This is a genomic window from Planococcus sp. SE5232, assembly GCF_050686535.1.
Classification (GTDB): Bacteria; Bacillota; Bacilli; order Bacillales_A; family Planococcaceae; genus Planococcus.
Genome location: NZ_JBOGCP010000001.1, coordinates 1,726,952 through 1,747,606 on the forward strand (window position 1 = coordinate 1,726,952; position 20,655 = coordinate 1,747,606).

General features: G+C 44.7%; 18 protein-coding genes, 1 pseudogene and 2 riboswitches. Of the genes and pseudogenes, 11 read left to right on the forward strand and 8 right to left on the reverse strand.

The features are described from left to right. Positions 1-83: 83 nt before the first annotated feature. The gene (gene msrA, locus ACRC6Q_RS08255; protein ID WP_298827615.1) at positions 84-614 is read right to left on the reverse strand and encodes a peptide-methionine (S)-S-oxide reductase MsrA; all 531 of its coding nucleotides are present in this window, start codon (positions 612-614) and stop codon (positions 84-86) included. Between the two features lie 376 nt (positions 615-990). On the opposite strand from msrA, the gene ACRC6Q_RS08260 reads away from it, so the two are divergent. From ACRC6Q_RS08260 to ACRC6Q_RS08275, 4 genes are all read left to right on the forward strand, one after another. Continuing rightward, the gene (locus ACRC6Q_RS08260) at positions 991-1,938 is read left to right on the forward strand and encodes an LCP family protein (protein WP_223632395.1); all 948 of its coding nucleotides are present in this window, start codon (positions 991-993) and stop codon (positions 1,936-1,938) included. A gap of 58 nt (positions 1,939-1,996) precedes the next feature. After that, the gene (locus ACRC6Q_RS08265) at positions 1,997-3,184 is read left to right on the forward strand and encodes an AI-2E family transporter (protein ID WP_223632393.1); all 1,188 of its coding nucleotides are present in this window, start codon (positions 1,997-1,999) and stop codon (positions 3,182-3,184) included. A gap of 64 nt (positions 3,185-3,248) precedes the next feature. Further along, a complete protein-coding gene (locus ACRC6Q_RS08270; RefSeq protein WP_223632391.1) occupies positions 3,249-3,668 on the forward strand; it encodes a sporulation protein in 420 nt (139 codons plus the stop codon). A 552-nt stretch (positions 3,669-4,220) separates the two neighbouring features. Then, positions 4,221-4,550 carry a hypothetical protein gene (locus ACRC6Q_RS08275; protein ID WP_431466218.1) on the forward strand — a complete coding sequence of 110 codons (330 nt, stop codon included), beginning with the start codon at positions 4,221-4,223 and terminating at the stop codon, positions 4,548-4,550. 142 nt (positions 4,551-4,692) lie between these two features. On the opposite strand, the gene ACRC6Q_RS08280 is transcribed toward ACRC6Q_RS08275, so the two are convergent. The 6 genes from ACRC6Q_RS08280 to ACRC6Q_RS08305 form a co-directional block, all read right to left on the reverse strand. Further along, positions 4,693-5,154, reverse strand: a complete 462-nt coding sequence (locus ACRC6Q_RS08280; protein WP_431466219.1) for a hypothetical protein — start codon at positions 5,152-5,154, stop codon at positions 4,693-4,695. A gap of 222 nt (positions 5,155-5,376) precedes the next feature. Beyond that, positions 5,377-5,799 carry a VOC family protein gene (locus ACRC6Q_RS08285; RefSeq protein ID WP_431466220.1) on the reverse strand — a complete coding sequence of 141 codons (423 nt, stop codon included), beginning with the start codon at positions 5,797-5,799 and terminating at the stop codon, positions 5,377-5,379. A 47-nt stretch (positions 5,800-5,846) separates the two neighbouring features. Continuing rightward, positions 5,847-6,602 carry an energy-coupling factor transporter transmembrane component T family protein gene (locus tag ACRC6Q_RS08290; RefSeq protein WP_431466221.1) on the reverse strand — a complete coding sequence of 252 codons (756 nt, stop codon included), beginning with the start codon at positions 6,600-6,602 and terminating at the stop codon, positions 5,847-5,849. Further along, complete coding sequence (locus ACRC6Q_RS08295; protein WP_431466222.1) at positions 6,583-8,013, reverse strand: ABC transporter ATP-binding protein; 1,431 nt, start codon at positions 8,011-8,013, stop codon at positions 6,583-6,585. Before ACRC6Q_RS08295 ends, ACRC6Q_RS08290 begins: the two co-directional genes overlap by 20 nt. Next, positions 8,006-8,587, reverse strand: a complete 582-nt coding sequence (locus ACRC6Q_RS08300; protein WP_431466223.1) for an ECF transporter S component — start codon at positions 8,585-8,587, stop codon at positions 8,006-8,008. Before ACRC6Q_RS08300 ends, ACRC6Q_RS08295 begins: the two co-directional genes overlap by 8 nt. A 1-nt stretch (position 8,588) precedes the next feature. Continuing rightward, positions 8,589-9,179: a YkoF family thiamine/hydroxymethylpyrimidine-binding protein gene (locus ACRC6Q_RS08305; RefSeq protein ID WP_431466224.1), complete on the reverse strand. Its 591-nt coding sequence runs from the start codon at positions 9,177-9,179 to the stop codon at positions 8,589-8,591. Between the two features lie 88 nt (positions 9,180-9,267). Next, positions 9,268-9,373, reverse strand: a riboswitch (TPP riboswitch). Between the two features lie 1,686 nt (positions 9,374-11,059). Here ACRC6Q_RS08305 and ACRC6Q_RS08310 point away from each other — a divergent pair. The 5 genes and pseudogenes from ACRC6Q_RS08310 to ACRC6Q_RS08330 all read left to right on the forward strand — a co-directional run bounded on the left by ACRC6Q_RS08310 (position 11,060) and on the right by ACRC6Q_RS08330 (position 16,314). Continuing rightward, positions 11,060-11,575 (forward strand): annotated as a pseudogene (locus ACRC6Q_RS08310) (DUF4386 domain-containing protein). Positions 11,576-11,738: 163 nt separating this feature from the next. Beyond that, the gene (locus ACRC6Q_RS08315; RefSeq protein ID WP_431466225.1) at positions 11,739-12,716 is read left to right on the forward strand and encodes an NAD(P)-dependent alcohol dehydrogenase; all 978 of its coding nucleotides are present in this window, start codon (positions 11,739-11,741) and stop codon (positions 12,714-12,716) included. 298 nt (positions 12,717-13,014) lie between these two features. Then, positions 13,015-13,683: a hypothetical protein gene (locus ACRC6Q_RS08320; protein ID WP_431466226.1), complete on the forward strand. Its 669-nt coding sequence runs from the start codon at positions 13,015-13,017 to the stop codon at positions 13,681-13,683. Between the two features lie 704 nt (positions 13,684-14,387). After that, positions 14,388-14,858, forward strand: a complete 471-nt coding sequence (locus ACRC6Q_RS08325) for a cupin domain-containing protein (RefSeq protein WP_431466227.1) — start codon at positions 14,388-14,390, stop codon at positions 14,856-14,858. A 337-nt stretch (positions 14,859-15,195) separates the two neighbouring features. Next, entirely contained in the window at positions 15,196-16,314 is a 1,119-nt protein-coding gene (locus ACRC6Q_RS08330) for a tetratricopeptide repeat protein (protein ID WP_431466228.1), read from the forward strand. A 348-nt stretch (positions 16,315-16,662) separates the two neighbouring features. Here ACRC6Q_RS08330 and ACRC6Q_RS08335 read toward each other — a convergent pair whose 3' ends face one another. Continuing rightward, complete coding sequence (locus tag ACRC6Q_RS08335; RefSeq protein WP_431466229.1) at positions 16,663-17,865, reverse strand: MFS transporter; 1,203 nt, start codon at positions 17,863-17,865, stop codon at positions 16,663-16,665. An 88-nt stretch (positions 17,866-17,953) separates the two neighbouring features. Then, a riboswitch (purine riboswitch) is annotated at positions 17,954-18,053 on the reverse strand. 814 nt (positions 18,054-18,867) lie between these two features. Here ACRC6Q_RS08335 and ACRC6Q_RS08340 point away from each other — a divergent pair. Beyond that, positions 18,868-19,551, forward strand: a complete 684-nt coding sequence (locus ACRC6Q_RS08340) for a response regulator transcription factor (RefSeq protein ID WP_431466230.1) — start codon at positions 18,868-18,870, stop codon at positions 19,549-19,551. A gap of 1 nt (position 19,552) precedes the next feature. Further along, positions 19,553-20,557 carry a sensor histidine kinase gene (locus ACRC6Q_RS08345; protein ID WP_431466231.1) on the forward strand — a complete coding sequence of 335 codons (1,005 nt, stop codon included), beginning with the start codon at positions 19,553-19,555 and terminating at the stop codon, positions 20,555-20,557. The last annotated feature ends 98 nt before the right edge of the window (positions 20,558-20,655 follow it).

Consider the following 20,655-nt stretch of genomic DNA (forward strand, 5'->3'; position numbering starts at 1 on the left):
TCGAGTGCCTCCCTAAATCGGAAATGGGTAGTTCAATTGTTCGAATAATCTGTTTATAATGCAGGGTAAAAAAAGCTGACGCATCAAGCGTCAACTTTTTCCCAGGCATTAGATAGGAATACATCCCGGCCGGATTCTGCCCGGTCTTTTTTATAATGTTCGGCATTTTTCTTATAAAAATCCTGGTGGTAATCCTCTGCTTTGTAGAAAGCAACAGCGTCCCGGATTTCCGTCACGACGGGTTTATCGAAACGTCCGCTGGCATCTAATTCCTGCTTGGATTTTTCTGCTATCGCACGTTGGTGTTCGTTATGGACGAAAATCGACGCCCGATAAGAAGGGCCTCTGTCTTGAAATTGGCCTTCATCGTCTGTAGGATCAATTTGCTGCCAAAAGATATCCAGCAATTGTTCGTATGGAAAAACATCAGGCTGGAATGTAATTTCTACAACTTCCAAATGGCCGGTGGTTCCGGATTTCACTTGTTCGTAGGTAGGGTTTTCTATATGTCCGCCACTGTAACCTGAAACAACCTGCTCAATGCCGTCAAACTGATCAAACGGTTTGACCATGCACCAAAAGCAGCCTCCTGCAAATGTCGCTTTTTCTGTCATGATTATGGCTCCTCTCCCGGTGATGCTATATGGTTTACTTGGCAGATGAGAACTTTCGCTTTTATATCTCGGTAGTTAATAGGAAGAAAAAGTTATTTTAGGCCGCCATCTGATAGTAGGTAAGAAAAATCTTACCACTCGATCGCTTTTCCGACAATTAAAATGTTCTGTAGACAGCGAAACTTTTATAGCGGCGCGTCTGCACAGTTCGAGCAGCTCTTTTTCTTTTGTTCGCATGCTTTTAAATCATTCCATCATAAAAGGGAGAAAAAGCCCATTATTATGGTTTAGCTCGTTAATTTAAAAGGAATCCCGAAACTTATTGCACAGGTGAGCGTCATATTGACGTAAAAGTTTAGAAAGGAGTGTATTGATCATGGAAGAAGAATTACAACCCCTCAAAAGAAAAAGACGCAGAAAAAGAAGATTACGGCTGCGCGGCATCGTCTTCCTGCTCCTGATTGCACTCATCGCAGTGGGTGTTTATGCATTCCTGCAATTTAAAAGTGGTGAAAGTCTCGCTGATGGCATAGAGCAAGAACCTGTTACATTCGATGGAGACGCAGCAAACGGAGATTATGAAAACATCCTGGTGCTTGGTGTCGATTCGCGTGGAGAAGAGCAATCCCGTACAGATACGATGATGCTCGTCACACATGATAAAGTGAACGACGAAATTAAATTGACTTCATTCATGCGGGATATTTATGCCGATATTCCCGGTTATCAATCCTATAAATTAAATACGGCATACTATTTAGGCGGAGTGGACCTGCTGGCAGATACGCTTCGGAACATGTTTGGGGTGGAGATTCATCATTATGCTTTGATTGACTTCACAAGTTTTGAAAGCCTGGTTGATATTGCTGCACCAAATGGCGTGGAAATTGATGTCGAGAAAGCAATGTCTGAAAAGATCGGGGTCTCTTTGACGCCAGGCGTTCAAAAACTCAACGGTAAAGAGCTTCTAGGCTATGCTCGGTTCCGTTCTGATAATGAAGGAGACTTTGGCCGGGTGCGCCGACAGCAGCAAGTGATTGCGTCTATGAAAGATGAACTGGTCAGCATTTCTTCTATTCCGAAGTTCCCGAAATTGGCAGGTGCATTGCAAGGCTATGTCCAAACCGATATGCCATTGACGGACCAAGTAAAACTGGCCACCGAATTGGCAACCGGCGGAGGCGGGGAAGTGGACCGTTTGACTCTTCCAGTTGAAGACAGCTATAGCTATGGGAACTACGCTCATGCGGGGTCGGTTCTTGATATTGATGTGGAGCAAAATAAGCAAGCATTAAGTGAATATTTGTCACAACCCCTAGACTAAATCATTAGTGATTATGATAATATGAAGGTAGATAGTCTATTCAGAAAAGGGGAAGCTTATGCAGCCAGAGGACAAGCCATCATTTTTTGCGACCAATTACATTCGGTTTTTAGGTGGCAGAAATACGTTATTCACCCTGATATCCTTGTTATTGCTTGGATTGGTGGTATTTATCTTTAAGGAAGTTTCATTTCTCTTTCATCCTGTTAGTGTTTTTATGAAAACAGTGGTTTTACCGATAGTGCTGGCATTGATTTTCTTCTATTTATTGCGGCCGATATTGCGCATGCTGGAGAGTTTCAAAATCCCGCGCATCTGGGGGATTATCATCATCTTCCTCGGTGTGGTAGGGCTGATTACACTGTTGATTGTATTGGTATTCCCATTTTTGCGCTCACAGTTTCAAACACTGATTGAAGAGTTTCCGGAGTATTTCATGCAATTGCTGACGGATGTCGATGCGTTTTTGCGGACATCGTTTATTGGAAACTATTACAGTGAATCCGATTTCACGATTGACACTTTGCTTGCGACCTTGCCCGCCAATATTGCTGATACGCTGCAAAACACTGTAACAAGCGTTATTACAGGTGTTACCGGGTTGATTTCGACGATTACCGGTGTTATTTTATCGGTGGTCATCGTTCCGTTCATCCTGTTTTATCTATTGAAAGACGGCGAGAAATTGCCGGAGTATTTCCTGAAGCTTTTGCCGCCAAGATTCCGCGAAGATACGCGTGAAGTGTTCACTGAAGCGGATCGGCAGTTGGGTGCCTATATACAGGGACAGCTGATTGTGGCATTTTGCATCGGCGTCATGGTCTATATCGGATTCCTGATCATCGGTATGGATTATGCGCTATTGCTGGGGGTTTTAGCGATGGTGACGAGCATTGTTCCTTATATCGGTCCTGCCATCGCCATCACACCAGCAGCGATTATCGCGCTCGTCACTTCTCCATTCATGCTGGTTAAGCTGGCAATTGTCTGGACGGTTGTGCAATTGGTGGAAGGCAACTTGATATCGCCGCAGGTCATGGGAAAAACCTTGTTCATCCACCCGGTGACGATCATTTTCGTACTTTTGACGGCAGGATCATTGTTCGGCATTGTCGGGGTCATTCTGGGTATCCCGATGTATGCATTGCTTCGGGTGCTGATTTCTCATTTTTATAAGCTATTCAAACGACGCTACAACAGACACGAGACCAATTTGGAAAACCAATACGATTACACAGAACTCTAAGATTGTTTTAAAAGAACAAACTTGTGGTATACAAGGACTAACAAAAGTTGGGGGTTTCGAGGTTATGAAGTTCAAGGATTTTTTATCATCAATAGGCATCGGTTCATTGAAAGTGAATACGGTGGTTGAAAGGCCACATCTCGAAGAAGGCGAAACGTTGAACGGTACGATTTACCTAGATGGTGGAGATGGAGAACAAACCATTGATTTCATCGAGTTGAATGTCGTGAGGCTTGTCGAAGATACGCGCGATGACAGCGATTTTGATTTTTATGAAACCGTCATTGCCAAACAATCGATGGAGTTTGCAGGATCCGTCAAATCAAAAGATACGGTCATGCAGCAGTTTGAAATCGTTCCCGACGAGCGTTGGGTACTGGAACATCCGAAAGCCAAATTGATCTTGCGGACGATTGTCCACGTGAAAAATGGGGTCAATGCAAGAGACGAAGATGAAATCACATATGGAACACTGGAGAGCTGAATTTCAGCTCTCTTTTTTTGCATTTTTACGCCATAGACATTTAGATACAAGGGGCGGTTGGGTTTCGAATAGAGGGAGTAGAAAGGTCATCTTAATGATATTGATAATCATTATCAGTTATGTTAAGCTAATTAAGTACAACAGCTAAGAAATTTAGCGCAAAAAGAAGGACCCCCACAGACCATCGAAATGATGCCGGGTTGCTGGAATAGGAATGACCAACTGGTTCATCTGCAGGAACAGGCCGTGACCCTGTGAATGTGGTTCAGACGAGTTGAGGAATAGTACCAAGTTTGTTGACGTGATCGCTTTCGCTTTTGAGTCGGAATAATTTACAGCAATTCCGTTGGGCCTGAAATCATCAGTTAGCAACTAGTTAAATGAAGGCTCCGGTGCAATCATTGTTCGCAGGTGCTCTGCTCAGCATCTATGGAACAGTAATTGTTGCCAGAAAGCCTTTATTTATTTGTCTCATTTTGCTTTTGGGGAGGCGGCTGGCAAGTTCGCTGCAACACCGAATATCCAAATCACCGATAATAGGAGTGGAGGCAGATGAAGAAAACAATACGCTTGCTGTTCTTTTGCCTGCTTCTCTCTAGTGGAATCCAAACTGGCGTGTCCGGTGATTCCCGCGAAAATGGAAATGAGGCGGATCGCGTCTTGCCACCGGCTCTCCTATTTGAAGCAGTGCCGGCAACTCAAACCATGAGAATCGAGACAAAGCTCGCTGGAATGTCCTCGGACCAAAGGAAACGCGTAGTGGTGAAAGCGGACATCGACGAAGATGCAGGACAGGTCGATTGGAAAACAGCCATTATTGTACTAGGTGTCGCTTTTCTGGTTTACTGGATCAACAAGAGTAAGCGGCACGATATCGATTAGCCTAGCTACTGATTTCCAGTCTCTGACCGTCTACCTAGAATAAAATACATAAAAAACCATTGTTCAAGCGTGCGCTTAAAAGGCGTGCTTGGGCAATGGTTTTATTGCTGAGGTGAAATAACGGATTTATTTATAGATGGTGTCATAGCGGGATGTCGTATATCATTTTGGCGCCGAGAGCTTTAATTTCGATAGTGGGAAATGCTTTTTTCAGGCTGGCCATTTGTTCGGTCGCTGTTTTTTGGGCATCTTCAAAGTTTTGGTGATTCTCTATTTTTTCGGCAGGTTGAAATTCAAAAGGAGCGGAAGGGGAACTTTTAATAAATAATAGTATTATGTAACCTTCTTGAATAGAAGCGTCCATAAATGAATCCGGTTCAATCAATAATTCATTGTCTGGGAAATAACTGATTTTGTCTTCGCAGAAGATTGCGATTTTCTTCAGAATCCAGCTATTCGACTGAGTAGAGGGGACGATGGATTCGAAATGTTCCAAGACGGTTTCCAGATGTTGTTCAAACAATAGAAACGAATGCGGATGACAAGGTGTGAAAACAAAGTAGATCCGGCTGTCCTGTTCGTCGAGCAACTGAAATCCATTCACAGCAATTCCTCCCCGTTCATATTAAATATGTAACTGCTTTCATTATAATCGATAGCAGCACTGGAAACAAATGGTGTTATCATTTGTACATGTAAAATACTACATAAGGCTAAACGAGAAAATTCAAAACAAGTAATAAGAACTGAAGACCGGCTAAATAAAAAAAGAAAGGAACCTTAATAAAGGTTTCTTTCTTCGCAATTGAACATTTGGCCGTTTAGCTCAATCAAGTTTATCCATATGCGGATTCCAGACAATTTCCCATAAATGGCCGTCAGGATCTTGAAAATAGCCAGAATAGCCACCCCAGAATGTATCATGGCCAGAAACTGTGACGACTGCTCCACTGTTATGGGCTAGCTCTAGAACATTGTCAACTTCCTGTTTGCTCCCGACATTGTGTCCAATAGTCATATTGGTGGGGCTTGGAGGAGATAGTTGTAGTTGAGCGTCATGCGCAATATCTTGGCTCTTCCAGATGGCCAGCTGCAATCCCGGTTGCAATTTAAAAAAGGCGACTGCTCCGTGCTCGAATTCAGTGCCAATGATTCCATCAGAAGGAAAACCCAGCCCGTCGCGATAAAATGCCAAGGAAGTTTCCAAGTCCTCGACGCCGAGCGTCAATACCGTAATTCGTGCTTCCACTTCCATCACTCCCAGTAAGATTTTGTGTAGACCATCTTACCATATTTTCAGCTTAACCAGCTGCCGCCAACACAACTGATGAGCAGGATGATAAAAAACACACCAGACATCAGGAAATCAATGCGGCCGATCCGGACTGGCCGGTAATACGCGCTTCTCGGTTCTCCGGTAAAGCCGCGCGCTTCCATGGCGAATGCCGACCGTTCGGCTTTCCGGACAGCGCCCGCGAGCATGGGGATCAATACGCGGCGCATTTCCAGCAAACGCTGCCAGCTGCGCTTTTTCATTTCTGCACCGCGCAGCCTATGAGCTTGCTGAATCTGTGTGAATTCATCTTTCATGACCGGCAGGAACTGGTAGCCGACCATGATACCATAGGCTAATTTCGGCGACAATTTGAGCTGCTGCATGAGGCTCAAGATGAATTTTACAGGATCGGTGGTGAAGGCGAACAGGAGGGATAGTGTGGAAAATGCCATGACTCGGAAAGCCAGAGACAAGGCGCGTGCCCATTGTTCGTCTGTCACATCGATTCCGGCAAATGACCAGATAACGGTTCCGCCAGTGTCTGCGCCAAAAACGACCGTGGTCCATAAATACCCGAAAGCGCCGATAAAAAAAGGCAGCATGAACAGGAGCCAAAGTTTCCAGTTGATGCGGCTCATCGTGAGTTGCAGCAGGATGATACCTGCCCAGAACAACAAGGGCGTCCATGGATTGAAAAAGAACGCGATGGCCAGCATCGACAGAGTGATCAGGAGGAATTTGACGGACGGATTCATTTCATGCAAAAGATTCCGCAAGGCGGGCCACTCCTTTCGGCGCCAATAAATGATGCGACGCCAGCAGCTCTTCGTCATGCCATACATCTTTTGCGTCGAACTTGCCGGTCATTTGGCCGTCTTTGATGAGCAGTACCGAATCGGCAAGGCTCGCCGCAAACTCCATGTCATGCGTGACAATCAAAAAAGTCGTGCCTTCTTTGGAGCGCTGGTCAATCAAACCGTAAAGTTCGAGCAGCGCGGCGGTATCCTGCCCCGAAGTCGGTTCATCCATCAGCAGTACCGGCCGTTTATCGGCGAGCATGGCGGCTATTGCGACACGCCGTTTTTGGCCGTGGCTGACGGCGAAAGGATGTGCCTTTTTTATTTCCTCCAGCCGCAGATTGACCATCAATTCATGAAGCTGGTCGTGGGTCGAAGCACCAGAATACGCCACTTCCTGGTCGACACGTTGTGTCAGGAACAGGTATTCTGGAGACTGCGGCACGTAGCCTGTTCCGTCGGACTCGATTGTTCCAGTCGTCTTTTTATAGATGCCGCAAAGTAACTTCATGAGAGTCGACTTGCCGCTGCCATTCGGTCCGGCGATGACCACAACTTCGCCTCGGTGGGCGGAAAACGTTGATGGAGAGAGCAGTTGCTTATTCTTGATTGTTACTGAGAGTTCTGCAGCATGTAACGCAGTTTCCGGTTGGACTGCGGGTTGCCGTACAGGAAACAGAACCGACGGCCGTGTTGTGAATTTCTGATCGGCGACGATATTTCCGTCACCGCCCATTTGAATTTCACGTCCGAAAAACGAACCCCAGCTGTCCAGCCGGTGTTCGACTGCAACGATGGTCAAATTGGCTTGTTGCTGCAGCTGTTCGAGCCACTGGACGAATTGTTTGGCGGTATACGGATCTAGGTGAGACAACGGCTCATCAAGCAATAGAACCTCGGGATCCATGATCAGCGCACAAGCAGTAGCGACGCGCTGTTTCATCCCTCCGGACAAGGATTGGATAATAGTATGCCGCAGGTGCGTCAATTGGGTCAGCTCCAAAACTGCCTGGATGCGCGGGTCCATTTCATCATATGATGTCTGCAGATTTTCCAGCGTGAATGCAAGCTCTTCTTCCACGGTCGGCATGCAGAACTGTGAATCCGGATCCTGGAAAACAGTTGCCACGCGGTGATTGATTTCCCCGGCGGCATAGTCAGCTGCAGGCTTTCCGAACAATAAAATCTCACCATCGACCAGACCGTCGCAGTTCTCCGGATATAAACGATTCAGCAAATACAACAAGGTACTTTTTCCGCAGCCGCTTGGGCCGGTTAAGACCAGCCGCTCGCCCCGGTAGACCGAAAAGGTTATGCCGGTCAAGGTCTTCGCTTCATCTTCCGGAAAGCGGAACGATAGACCATTTAAAGAGAAGATTTCATCAGGCATTAATATCACCTTTTTTCGCACGTGCAATTGCATAGCCACGCAGGGAACCGGTCGCAAGTAAAGCATCTCCGATATACTTGCCGCCGATTCCTGCGATGATGGCGCCGCTGAGGACTCGGATAGTGAACATCAACGCGACAAAAGAAGGATCGAGTGCTGCATAGCCCGAGATGAAATATCCGTAGACGAAGCTGAAGACGGCTGAACCGATGCCGGCAAGCATCAGCACCAGGATGTTGAAATGCTTATAGCCGGTCAATGCGAACGCGGCTTCAGCACCGAGCCCTTGAATGACGCCGGAAAGAATCAGGCGGGGGCCCATGGCATTGCCGATCAATACTTCGATTGCAGCGGCCATCGTTTCGGACATAAAGGCAGCGCCCGGTTTGCGGATGATGTACATGCAGATGATCGATACGATGAACCAGATGCCGAACATCCATTCATAGGCGAGAGGGCCGATGACTGCAGCCCATATGTTGGCTGCATGGACAAACAGCAAGTAGATGATACCGAAAACGACCGCAAACAGGGACATCAACACCACTTCTTTTAATTTCCACGATTTCAGCATCTTACGCACCTCCGTGGGACGGGCTGTTGATGCTCATCGATACCGTCATCACCAAGTGGCGGTGTTCTTCGGAACGCGCATTGGTGAATGCTTCTTCGTAAAAGGCGAAGACGTCATGGATATCGCCATGGATGCCGCTTGCGTAATGCATTGAGTCGTTGAAGACGCCCTGCTTTTTAGCGCGGTCCACTTCCCGGTAGATGACCGCCATGTAATCCGGATTGTTCATCGGGTACAGCGCAAACTGGGAAGAGACGTATTGCTTCGTGTCGTCGGTGTTCAACAGCACATCGTCTTTTTCCAAATAGACGTCCCCGGATGAATCGCCGGGGCAGCCGATCGAGAAGGTGCCGGACAATGCGACGTGCTCTCCGGTTTTTGCAGTATGCAACGCCAGTGCTTTCGCGACGTTGAAGACGTGATTCTGTTTGCCGCGAATGACGGTTGAGACGTCATCGGTGTGCATCCAGACGTTCGACGTGTCCGTTTCGTTCAAGGCTCCTTTGATGACTTTGATGAAACCGCCGGTCATCGGATGCAGCGAGAAGCGAAATCCGACTATCGGGCTGGTCCCGCATTGCAATGGTTCCATATCGACATTCCTCCTAAAAATTTGCACAAAAAAGGCTGCATCCGCGAAGATGCAGCCATAATCTACAAATAATCAAAAGGAATTATTTCAGAAATACGCCACACTTCCTCACGCAGGTATTATCCTGATCGAGTCTTAAGGGATCGAAGCTTGCGCTTGCATCTCAGCCATAATGGGCACCCCTAGTGCAGTAAACGGTATGCGGTTTTTGTGTTCGGGTTGTTCCCGATGGGTTTAGTGTAGAGGAAGTGGTAGGAGATGTAAAGAGGAAGATTGGAAAGATGTGCGAAGTGGCAGTTTGGATTGATGTGCTGGAATCGTATCGGTCGCTTTGGATAGGGCAAAGACGATTGCTCCTGCGCAAGCTCGTCGCCAATGAGGCCCCAGGAACGCCTGGCTCCTCATTGGCTCAAGCACTAAGTTGAAAAAGAGAATTCGTCTTATTGCTCCGCCGAGCCTTGAGACGCGCCGGTGCTTAGTAAGTTGATGGGAGAATATATACACATATAGCGCCCAATGAAATATATTTGTGACTTTCACCGTTATTTTTCACATAATATCTCCGTCCCTCATTTTAATCAGCTTCTCTAAATTCTTCTGCAACAAAAGCGGTAGACCTTCCAAACTGAACGTCATTTTGTAACGCCAGATCGATTCCTTCCACTGCCGCTTTCGAATGCGTCCACAATCCTCTTCTGTCATCCAGGATTGAACCTGCAGAACCAAATCGGCAATAAACGTTCCTATGCTATCTTTGTTTTGCATTGTATCGAGTAATGGGATATCCAGTACGACAATATCTGTTTCAACAATTGATAGTTTGCTCGTTCAAAATTCTTTCCACTTTGCTTGTCCAGATAGATATCCCGTTATTTATTGATGCCCATTTTTTGCATGGCTTCTTTTGGCGGCTTCATTTTGATTTTGCTGCTTACACGTATGCAACCAAATTTAAGATGTTCCATAGTTTACCTTTAAAATACCCATTTCCCTTAAATATGCCTGGAAAACGTTCGTAAAAATACATGTAAATTCGCGAACATTCGTAAAGTGTTTTAACATGTTTACGAACACCGTTTTAGGTCATTTTCAGCTGTTTTCAATGCGTTCGTAAAAGTTTACTTTTACGACCGGATTGAAATGAAGGAAGTCCTGGTGTTGATGCTATGTAAAGAAAATTATTAGCAAAGCTAAAAGAGTTTCTTTTTTACATTGGCGTTGAATTAAATCGCTGTTTGAAAAAAAGAAAGGTATTTGGAATTGTTAACAATTGATTAGAGGTCTAGGGTTGAAATGAAAAAATGTGAAAATTCTTAATTTTGTGTTTTAATATCATTAGTAGTCTCGATAAGAGTATAATTCCTAATATCATCTTTCGGAAAGTATAAAAGAGTCGTGAAATGTATTTTACTGTTTTAGCCGCATTTTTAAAAAAGGAAGAACGAGAAGTGAAGAGGTAGCAGGAGTTTATGAGCTAAACGTTATATTTCTCCTCAACTACATAGGAAAGAACAATCTTTCTTAAGAACTCAAAATACAACAGTAGTTATTACTACAGTAGTTATTACTACTTGATTACTCTAAGCTAAGGCCTGGGGACGACTCATTCAAAGAAATTAGGAGAGTGCGTAAAGCATACAATAATGTAGGAACTTATACTCGAAATGTAGTTGAGAAGAAGGATTGATTTTATACTAGTAGGAATTTACATACGATGTTTTCAAAAATAGCATCATAAGTCTGGAAAACTCTTATGATTTTATTATTTTATTCATTTTGTGAAGTCGAAACGAAGAGTTAAAGAGATTAAAATGAAGAGCGTTAGGCCAGAAAAATCATAACTTTATTATGCGCGAATTACAGGGTTCAGTTTGCTGCTGATGGCAATCATCGCCCTCTTCGCTAATTTTTTTGTGTTTGAAAGCCTGGTCGTACCTGAAAATGCAGCAGCAACCGTGGAGAACCTTCTTACCGATGACTTGTTGTTCCGTTTTGGCATTGCGGATTTCATTATCGTGCTTCTTCTGAATGTCGTTGTGTCCTGGTCACTTTACATTCTATTAAGACAAGTAAATAAAAACTTTTCGTTGCTGGCAGCTGGATTCAGATTGGTTTTTACAGCCATTTTTGCAGCAGCCATGTTCAATTTTTTAAGCGTTTTACAATTGATAGGAGGAGAAATGTAGTTGGGGGTGATGGAAACAAGCCAATTGCAAGCTCAGGTTATGTTGCTGATTGATGCCTTTAATAATGGGTGGCTAATTGGCCTCGTTTTCTTTGGCTTTCAGTTGCTTTTTATTGGTTATTTGGTTTTCAAATCAGATTTCATGCCTAAAACTATTGGAGTTTTGGTAATGCTTGCGGGGCTTGGTTATCTGATTGATAACTTTGCATAGGTTTTGCTTTCCAATTACAGCGATTATGCGACCCTTTTTTTATTGATCGTAGCGATCCCCGGGAGATAGGAGAATTGGCGTTGGCTATATGGTTGTTGGTTAAAGGTAAGAAAATACCTGAAATGATACCCGTGAAACCAAGTATTGAAGGGAGTGTTTCTTTATGAAAGCCAGTGTTCACAAAACCTACGGACCTCCAGAAGTTATGGAACTTAGGGAAGTGGAAAAGCCCGTCCCTAAAAATGACGAAGTTCTGATAAAGGTTCATGCAACTACTGCAACTTCCGGAGACTGCAAAGTCCGGAGGGCAGATCCGTTTGCTGTCAGGTTTTTCTATGGCCTAAAAAAACCTAAAATCGGGATTTTGGGTTCAGAGCTATCCGGGGAAGTAGAAGCGACTGGAAAAGATGTCCAGTCATTTAAAGAAGGGGATTTTGTATTTTGCGGAACAGGAGGAAATCTAGGGGCAAACGCTGAATACGTATGTATTAAAGAAAAAGGGGCAATTGCTATAAAACCGGACAATATGACATTTGAAGAGGCAGCTTCTGTCCCTTTTGGTGGCACTACATCCTTATTTTTTCTTCGAGATAAGGGGCATATTAAAAAAGGTCAAAAAGTGCTGATTTACGGTGCTTCGGGTGCATTAGGCACTTATGCAGTGCAATTGGCTAAAAGTTACGATACAGAAGTTACAGCTGTCTGCAGCAAAAAAAATATTGAACTTGTGAAGTCATTGGGTGCTGATTACGTTATTGATTACACCCAAGAGGATTTTACCAAATCGGGTAAATCATACGATCTTATTTTTGACACGGTGGGCAAGACTACGTATTCAAAATGTAGAAAATCCTTGAAGGGGAATGGAATTTACCTTGCGGCAGTAGCAGGACTGCCGCAGTTTGCGCGGATGATAACGACATCTATTAAAGGCAGCAAGAAATTGAAAGTTGGAGTAGCATCAATGCGCAAAGAAGATTTGCTTTTCTTAAAGGAGTTGATTGAGGCAGGAAAGGTTAAGTCTGTGATAGATCGAAGTTATTCCTTAGATCAAGTCGCTGCAGCTCATAGCTATGTTGAAACAGGACATAAACGTGGGAACGTTGTAATAACCTTGGAAAAACTTGTTGGAAATGCGTAGTCGAATATACTGGTTGAAGAAGTAACAAAATGAAAGAAAATATTGTTCATGATCCACGTTATTGAATCAGCATTTTCTATTTTTGTTGCCGCAGAGTTTTTGGATTGAAGTTCATCTTATACCCTGACTAACATTTTTTTAGGAATTTGAGGTGTGGAAATTTAAAACCTGCATGCAATTATTTTCAGTCAGGAATACTCCTAAGATTTTTCACAAATTATAAAATTATTCTTCGCAAACTGGTGATTAAGTCGATGTAGAAGATAATCTAATGTGATTGATGAATGGAGGCATAAACATGAATAACAAGCATAATATAAAGGATAGTAAAAAGTGGCTGACAACAACAGTAATTACTCGGTGGACTGGTTTGTTCGCAATCACGGCAGGAATTCTATATATTGTGATTCAATTCATTCACCCATCTGATGATATATCTTCTGTGGATACAAACTTATGGGTTATTGTGGCGTGCTTAACGATGGCAATAGCCATCTTTAACTTAATAGGCATTACGGGAATTTACACAAGACAAGTGAAGGAAAGCGGTTGGCTTGGGTTAATTGGTTTTCTCATGTTTAGTCTTTTTTGGTTATCGGCAGCGGTTTTCAGTTTCATTGAAGCTTTTGTTTTGCCGCTACTTACAACAATGGCTCCACAGTTTGTAGAAGGGTTCATAGGAATTTTTGGCGGATTCGTTAGTGAGGTCGATCTTGGGATTCTTCCGACTATAGGTTCATTGGCCGGGGTAATGTATATCCTTGGAGGGTTCTTATTCGGCATTGCCATATTTCGCGCTAAAGTCCTGTCACGCTTAGGGGGTGCTCTTCTTGCCTTCAGTGCTGTGGCGACTATCGGTGCTTCTATCGTCCCGCATCCATTTGATCGAATATTTGCGATACCGATGGGAATAGCGCTAATTTGGTTAGGGTACGCTCTTTGGGCGGAACATAATAGAAAGATATAATAGAGTAGCAAAAAAACTGGTGAAAGCTCCCTTTTTCCGTTCGTGTAAGTGTACTTTTAAGAACGGCTTAATCTTTTAACAAGAGCTCTTTCTAGGCATCAGTGATGATCAACATTGAAAAAATATTTGGTTTGACACTTTAGGCATTGAAACAAGCGGTAAAAGCGATGGGGACAATGGCGTAGCGTAAGCTGTAGCGGACAAAGAAAATCAAATTGACAAAACGGAAAAGGTCCACCACAGAAAGCATATCCGGAGAGTGATGATCAATGAATGTCTAGGAGGAAAGGACATTGTGTACATCAGTATCGTCAGCAACTTGAAAGGAGTAGGCAGTCATCCTCCATATAGTTGAAACTGTACTGGATATCGACTAAGCGCATACTAAATTATACTCGAATGTAATCATATTGTAGGCCATTGTGGAGTTATTGATTTTACGGTGGACATTAAAAATTATTAAAACTTTCAAGCTGATTCTTTTTTTAAAAAATAAAAAAAATATACTATAGACAACAGAAGGTGTCAAAGAGAAAAGAGGTGCTTTTCATTCTCCCAAATGACGTTTCAGGCAATAGCACACTCCCTTACAGATTGACCCATTGCAAATTATTAGAAATAGTATTGAGGCATTTTGTGAAAATCCGACAAACACTCCTCTGTTAATGGATCTCCCATTATCGAAATTGAACGGAGGATATGCAATGGTTAACAAGCCGACTGCTAATTACCCGTCAGCAGAGAATACGTTATTGTTCAGTGGAGCAAAATTTTCTTTTTTAATTGATGGTGAAAACACAGGTGGCCAGTATGCAGTAATGTTAATTGAAAAAATAAAAGGGTTGGAGCCACCGCCTCATTTGCATACGAATGAGGATGAATACTTTTTCCTGCTCGAAGGGGAAGTAACATATGTCGTGAGCGATGAAGTAATCCATGCATCGCCAGGCACGTATATACACATTCCTCGAGGAGTGCAGCATGCCTTTTCTGTAAAAACCGACAAGGCGAAAGTTCTGGCTTTTATTTGCCCGGCTGGGTTAGAGAAGTTTTTTAAGAAAATGAGTGTACCAGTACCTGAAAACTATACGGGTGCCATTCAATCACCTAGTCCAGATGAAATGCAGCATATGCTTTCGGTTGCCGAGGAGTACGGCATCAAATTTCATATGTAAACGCTAAATAGGAGGTGAAAGAAGGTGAAGAAAGGCATCGGAATAGATGGTTCCGATGCCTTTTAACGCGAGATATTCAATGGCGGCGAAGTATTTTGTGTATATTACTGCTTTAAAGAATTATCAGTTTACATAGCATAACCGTTATCGGAAGCAATTCATATACGAATGGAGAGAAGAGAAGTTAATCATTGCCTTTCTTCTCTCCATTTTGTCTGTAATCGTGTGCTTTTATGGTTATCAAGAAAAAGTTGTTAACATACAATTTTAATTTCTATATAATCGGTCTTTTAGATATATGCTACTTACGAACTGAATATAAGCGGCTAAGATTGCAATGGGAATTGTGTATAATATACAGAAGTTCTCAGGTACGATGAAGGGATTGAGCCGAATGGAAGAATCGCTGAAAGCTGCTTTGGAGCTTCGTCGGGATGGTAACCTGCTGGAGTCAAACCGGCTTCTTAAGGAACTTGTTTTACAGCATCCGGAACATGCAGTGCTGCATTATGAATGCGCATGGAGCTACGATATTTTAAAGCAAGAAGAGGATGCAATTTCTGTATACCAACGGGCACTCGAGCTTGGTTTGCCCAAAAAGGAAGCGGTAAATTCCTATGTTCAAATCGGCTCATTGTACCGACAGCTCGGCCAGTTTACGGAATCTGAAAAGATTTTAATGGAAGGGATGCTGCGATTTTGGGACGTCGGTCTTCTAAAAGTCTTTTATGCGTTTACCATGTACGACTTGGGGAACCCAGGAGAGGCGATGCGTTGGATGACACATGCTCTTTTGGATTCCGCCGAAGATCAGGAAATCTTCTTGAACCAACGAGTGATTCGTTATGTCGGAAGCAATCTGGATGTTCAAAATATTGCAGGCGGTTTTGTTCCCGATGTTCCTAATGAAGTTGAACTCTCAGAAGATGGGAAAACGATTGTAGAAAAAGTAGAGGCGGTATTGAAAGTCTTTGAACCGACCTATTTCCACGGCGCGTGGGTATTCGAGTTTGATCGATATGACCTTCATTTCACGGATTCGAATGATGAAGCCCGGCGAGCAGCAGTCGCGGCTTTTGCTATCATGGTCGGTGTTTGGGAGATCGGGAGTGCCCAAGCGTTCATGCCGCAGCATGAACGAAAGTATTCAGGTGAGTACAATCCATCTGAACCTCATTTTGAGCTACATGGCTACATCAGTGCTTTTTATTCTAATTTCAGTATCCTCCAGCAAGAGTTTCCGGTCATGACAGCCTATACTGTCGATTCTCTAGGCGCTATTGATGAAAGAAGTAAATTTGGACTGGATCAGGAATTCCCGGAAATAGCCCCCATCCTATTCGGGAAATTCCGGCAAGAGATTCTTCTGCCAAACCGGCAATTGAAGAAAAAACTTCCTCCATTCGATGATTTCCTAAAAGAAATCGGATGGGATCTTTCATATAGAACATGGTGAGATGATCTCTAAAGAAAAGCCACAAAATCAAAACACTGAACTGAACCCGAATGGTGAACGCACAAAGAGGAATATCCTAGTGAGGTTAGAGTTCTGAACAAAATTGTACTCCAAAGCTCTGCGTTTCAATAACAAACCAAATTAAAATATGAGAGATTTAAGTAATTTTATAATTTAATTTCTAATTTAAAAACCAGTAACCTCTGTATTAAGGTTACTGGTTTTTCTTAAATTCTGTGCAAAATAAAGCTTGAAATTGATGCAATTTATTTTTTAAAGTGACATGGATTCATTTCGTGTGGTGTGCTATTTGTGTATCTTACTAATGTTCCACTCTCTGAAAGCACGTTAATTTTGTCCATAACCTGCACTGAATTTCCCTTTGTCAGCTCCATCGGCATTCCGGTCAATTGCAGGGCGCGTCAGTGAAAAGACGGCACAGGCAAGAGCGATCAGCACGATTACAGCACCAACCCAAGCGGTGCTGGATACCGAACCGGTTTGGGTCAAGGTGATGCCGCCGATGGCAGAACCTAAGGCGATGCCGATCTGCAAGGCGGAGTTATTGAAGCTTTGCTGAATATCCGACGTGGCCGGGTCGGTTTCGATCAAATAGCTTTGCTGAGGCGGAGCGAGGCTCCAGCTCAGTGCTGCCCAAATGATCATCACCGGAAGGAAAATGATTAGCGAGAACGTTGTCAGCGGAAGCAGGAATAACACAGCCGCAAACGCTGAAATGACGATGATGATGCTCTTTTTCGAGCCGATCGAATCGGACATCGTGCCGCCGATTGCTCCGCCGCTGACTGCTGCGATTCCGAACACCAGGTAACAGACGCTGACCCAGAACGAGCTCAGCTGTAGGTTGGTCTCAAGAAATGGCGTGAAGTAGGCGTAAACGGTGTAATGTCCTGCAAGCATGAACATCGTCGCAAGATGCGCCGTACCGATTTTGGCACTCGCCACTGCTTTCAATTGCTGCGACAGGGGGACAGCTACGCTTCCGGGAATGGGCTGGATATAACGGGCGATAAGTGCCATCGAGCCGACGGACAACGCCGCAATCCCGAGGAAAATCACACGCCATCCGAAAGCATCGGAAATAAGGATGCCAAGCGGAACTCCGAGGACGAGTGACGAACTGATCCCCATAAAAATCAGACCGATCGCTTTCGCACGGTAAGGCGGTTCGACGATTTTTGCCGCAATGGTCAATGACAAGACGACAATGAGTGCGGTACTCGCTGCAGTCAATACACGCGCAATCATCATCCACGTAAAGTCAGGACTGAAAAATGTCAGGATATTGCCGAGGAAAAAGATGAACAAGGAAATCAAATAAACTTTCTTTCGTTCAAATCGGCTGGTCGCCACCAGTAAAACAGGTCCGGCAATGGCGTAGATCAACGCAAATACGGTGATCAACTGTCCGGCTGAACTTAACGAGACGCCGAACTCCTCTGCGATCGTCGGCAAGATGCCTCCTACAATAAGTTCCACGAGTCCGACAGCGACTGTGGCGAGTGCTAAAATATAGACTTTAAAATTCATGTGCTCATACGCTTCCTTTCGAAAATAGAATAAAAAAATGGCTCTAAAGATCCCTGTCAGAAAACACAAAAAAATCCTGATTACAAAAAACGAACGGATCGTTTTCTGTAATCAGGATTTTGCGGTTCCTGGTAGAGACCCTTAAGCCATATTCTTAAGGTTATACAGATGGGGATTGATGGATATTTACTTTAGAAATCTTACTACAGCCAATCCGTTTCTGCAAGTCATCACAAAAAGTACCAATCCCAAGGCAAAGAAACTAACCCATAAGCCGGATCAACCTTGCTGTAAATTTCAACCAGTCTCTGGTCATGGAATGCAAAAGCCTGTATCGTAGATTCAGAAGGACAGAGTGTAGACAAAGTCTGACCAAAATTTATAGCAGCGCATAATCCCCAACCGGTCCGGCCACTTCGCTTTCCATGGGCTCAGCTTCAGCCTCCTCGTCACTGGAAAACCCATGCTCCTGCATCGCTGCGCTAGCTTCGTCGCAAAGGCTTGACCTCACAAGTTTCGGCCAATGCCTTTCCTGCGGGGTCTTCAGCTTTCGCTGTCCCACAGGAGTCTTCGTGGCCAGCCCGGTTGGGGGCATGTTGCTTCAATCAAAGAGAGAAGCTTGCTAGTCTGTTCTAGAAAAAATAGTCCTAACAAATCTAGAAAACCCTTCACTCAAGGATCCGGAGCACAAGGCGGCGAAGGGCAAAGATATGCTCCTGCATCGCTGCGCTAGCTTCGTCGCAAACGGGTCAGGCACAGCCCGACTCGCTTCCTGCGGGAGCAGCGAAGCGACGAAGTGCCGAAATCCACTCGGGCGCCAGTCCGAGTTAGTTCGGCGCGAGCCCGTGGAAAGCGTCCGCCTGAAGCGCAGGACCCGGTATAAACGTGATAATATGTGTATTCATTCTTTAAATGACAGCAATATTCTTTTGTCTACAAGCTCGGATTCATTTCAGCCGGTTAACTGAAAAACAAGATAAATTAGATGATAGGGGAAACCATATGAACATTTTAGTGGTCGAAGACGATCGCACCATCGCATCCGGATTGACGTATTCCCTGCAGCAGGAAGGCTACGGAACCGTCCTGTGCCACACAGCGGCAGATGCTGAGAAAGTCATCAGAGAACAGCATAAGGACATTGGTTTGTGTTTGCTCGATCTGTCGTTGCCGGACGGCAGTGGCTATGATTTATGCGCACTGGTGAAAGAACAAGGCGACATACCGGTCATTTTTTTGACGGCGTTCGATGATGAAGTGAATGTCGTGATGGGGTTGGATATGGGAGCGGATGATTACATCACCAAGCCGTTCCGGGTCCGTGAACTTCAGTCACGTATCAATTCGGTGCTGCGCCGCTACAAGCGGGAGAAGCAGCCGAAAACGGCCATCCGAATCGGGGACGTCCAAGTGGACACGGCAAACGGAAAAGTCCGTAAAGGATCCGATGAAGTTCTATTGACAGCTTTGGAATACCGGCTGCTGCTGATCTTCGCCAATCATCTTGGCCAGGTTCTTACAAGAGCACAGTTGCTCGACCGGATTTGGGATGTCGGTGGGGATTTCGTCAACGACAATACGCTGACGGTCTATATCAAGCGGCTGCGCGAAAAACTGGAAGACGACCCACAACAGCCAACCCTGATTAAGACCGTGCGGGGCATGGGCTATAAGGTGGGTGACTGAAATGCTGCGCAACCGGGAAATCCAATTATTCCTGATGGTACTCCTTGTCATCAGCGCCTCAGCCGCGATGATAACCGCTGTTTTCATATCTGCCGCGGCAGCCTGGTGCATTGCCATCGTATCTTTTTTATTGATCATGACGGCCGTCGTTTTTACGTGGTGGCGCTACCGGGAAATCGACAAGCTGTCGGGGTACCTGCAAAAAATCAGCAATGGCGATTTCCAACTGGATGTCCGTGACAACACAGAAGGTGAATTGAGTTTGCTGAAAAGCCAAATCTACAAAGTGACGAATAAGCTTTCCGAACACGGCACGCTTCTCCGTGAAGACAAAGAAAAGTTGACGGATGCCATTTCGGATATTTCCCATCAATTGAAAACCCCGCTGACATCCATGATGGTGATGTCAGATTTATTGCACGATAGCCGGCTCGAAGAAGACAAGCGTGCTGAATTCACCCGCAATCTGCGTGTTCAGCTGGAGCGGATGGATTGGCTCGTGTCGTCGCTGCTCAAGCTTTCGAAAATCGATGCCGGTACCATTGCGTTCAAAAAAGAACAGATAGCCGTGCCGCTTCTTATTGACAAAGCGATTGAACCGCTGCTCGTGCCGCTGGATATTAAAGGGTTGCAGGTGGAGATAGAAGGAAACCCCCAAACTGCTTTTTCAGGGGATCTGAACTGGACCGCCGAAGCGCTGATCAATATCTTGAAAAACTGTGTCGAACATACTCCAATGGGAGGGAAGCTGTCGATCGGTTACACAGAAAACGCACTTTATACCGAAATTACGATAGCTGACAATGGCTGCGGCATCCTGAAACAGGACTTGCCCCATGTTTTCAAACGCTTTTATAAAGGCAAAAATGCAGGAGATGACAGTGTCGGCATCGGACTTGCGATGGCATACAGCATCATCTCCAGCCAACAGGGTGACATCGAAGTGAAAAGTGAGCCGGACATGGGTACCTCATTTCACATTAAATTCTACAAGCAGGTGATTTAGCCCATTGCCTGCTTTTTCTCTTGTTTTCTTAAGTGACTGGATTGTCACTTGCGAGTCACCGGGCAGTCATGTGGCCTATCTATACTAAACTTAGAAAT

Excerpts from the sequence above, each read along its gene's own strand:
- msrA (WP_298827615.1), bottom strand. The coding sequence starts at position 614 with ATGACAGAAAAAGCGACATTTGCAGGAGGCTGCTTTTGGTGCATGGTC.
- ACRC6Q_RS08260 (WP_223632395.1), top strand. The coding sequence starts at position 991 with ATGGAAGAAGAATTACAACCCCTCAAAAGAAAAAGACGCAGAAAAAGA.
- ACRC6Q_RS08265 (WP_223632393.1), top strand. The coding sequence starts at position 1,997 with ATGCAGCCAGAGGACAAGCCATCATTTTTTGCGACCAATTACATTCGG.
- ACRC6Q_RS08270 (WP_223632391.1), top strand. The coding sequence starts at position 3,249 with ATGAAGTTCAAGGATTTTTTATCATCAATAGGCATCGGTTCATTGAAA.
- ACRC6Q_RS08275 (WP_431466218.1), top strand. The coding sequence starts at position 4,221 with ATGAAGAAAACAATACGCTTGCTGTTCTTTTGCCTGCTTCTCTCTAGT.
- ACRC6Q_RS08295 (WP_431466222.1), bottom strand. The coding sequence starts at position 8,013 with ATGCCTGATGAAATCTTCTCTTTAAATGGTCTATCGTTCCGCTTTCCG.
- ACRC6Q_RS08300 (WP_431466223.1), bottom strand. The coding sequence starts at position 8,587 with ATGCTGAAATCGTGGAAATTAAAAGAAGTGGTGTTGATGTCCCTGTTT.
- ACRC6Q_RS08305 (WP_431466224.1), bottom strand. The coding sequence starts at position 9,179 with ATGGAACCATTGCAATGCGGGACCAGCCCGATAGTCGGATTTCGCTTC.
- ACRC6Q_RS08315 (WP_431466225.1), top strand. The coding sequence starts at position 11,739 with ATGAAAGCCAGTGTTCACAAAACCTACGGACCTCCAGAAGTTATGGAA.
- ACRC6Q_RS08320 (WP_431466226.1), top strand. The coding sequence starts at position 13,015 with ATGAATAACAAGCATAATATAAAGGATAGTAAAAAGTGGCTGACAACA.
- ACRC6Q_RS08325 (WP_431466227.1), top strand. The coding sequence starts at position 14,388 with ATGGTTAACAAGCCGACTGCTAATTACCCGTCAGCAGAGAATACGTTA.
- ACRC6Q_RS08330 (WP_431466228.1), top strand. The coding sequence starts at position 15,196 with ATGGGAATTGTGTATAATATACAGAAGTTCTCAGGTACGATGAAGGGA.
- ACRC6Q_RS08335 (WP_431466229.1), bottom strand. The coding sequence starts at position 17,865 with ATGAATTTTAAAGTCTATATTTTAGCACTCGCCACAGTCGCTGTCGGA.
- ACRC6Q_RS08340 (WP_431466230.1), top strand. The coding sequence starts at position 18,868 with ATGAACATTTTAGTGGTCGAAGACGATCGCACCATCGCATCCGGATTG.
- ACRC6Q_RS08345 (WP_431466231.1), top strand. The coding sequence starts at position 19,553 with ATGCTGCGCAACCGGGAAATCCAATTATTCCTGATGGTACTCCTTGTC.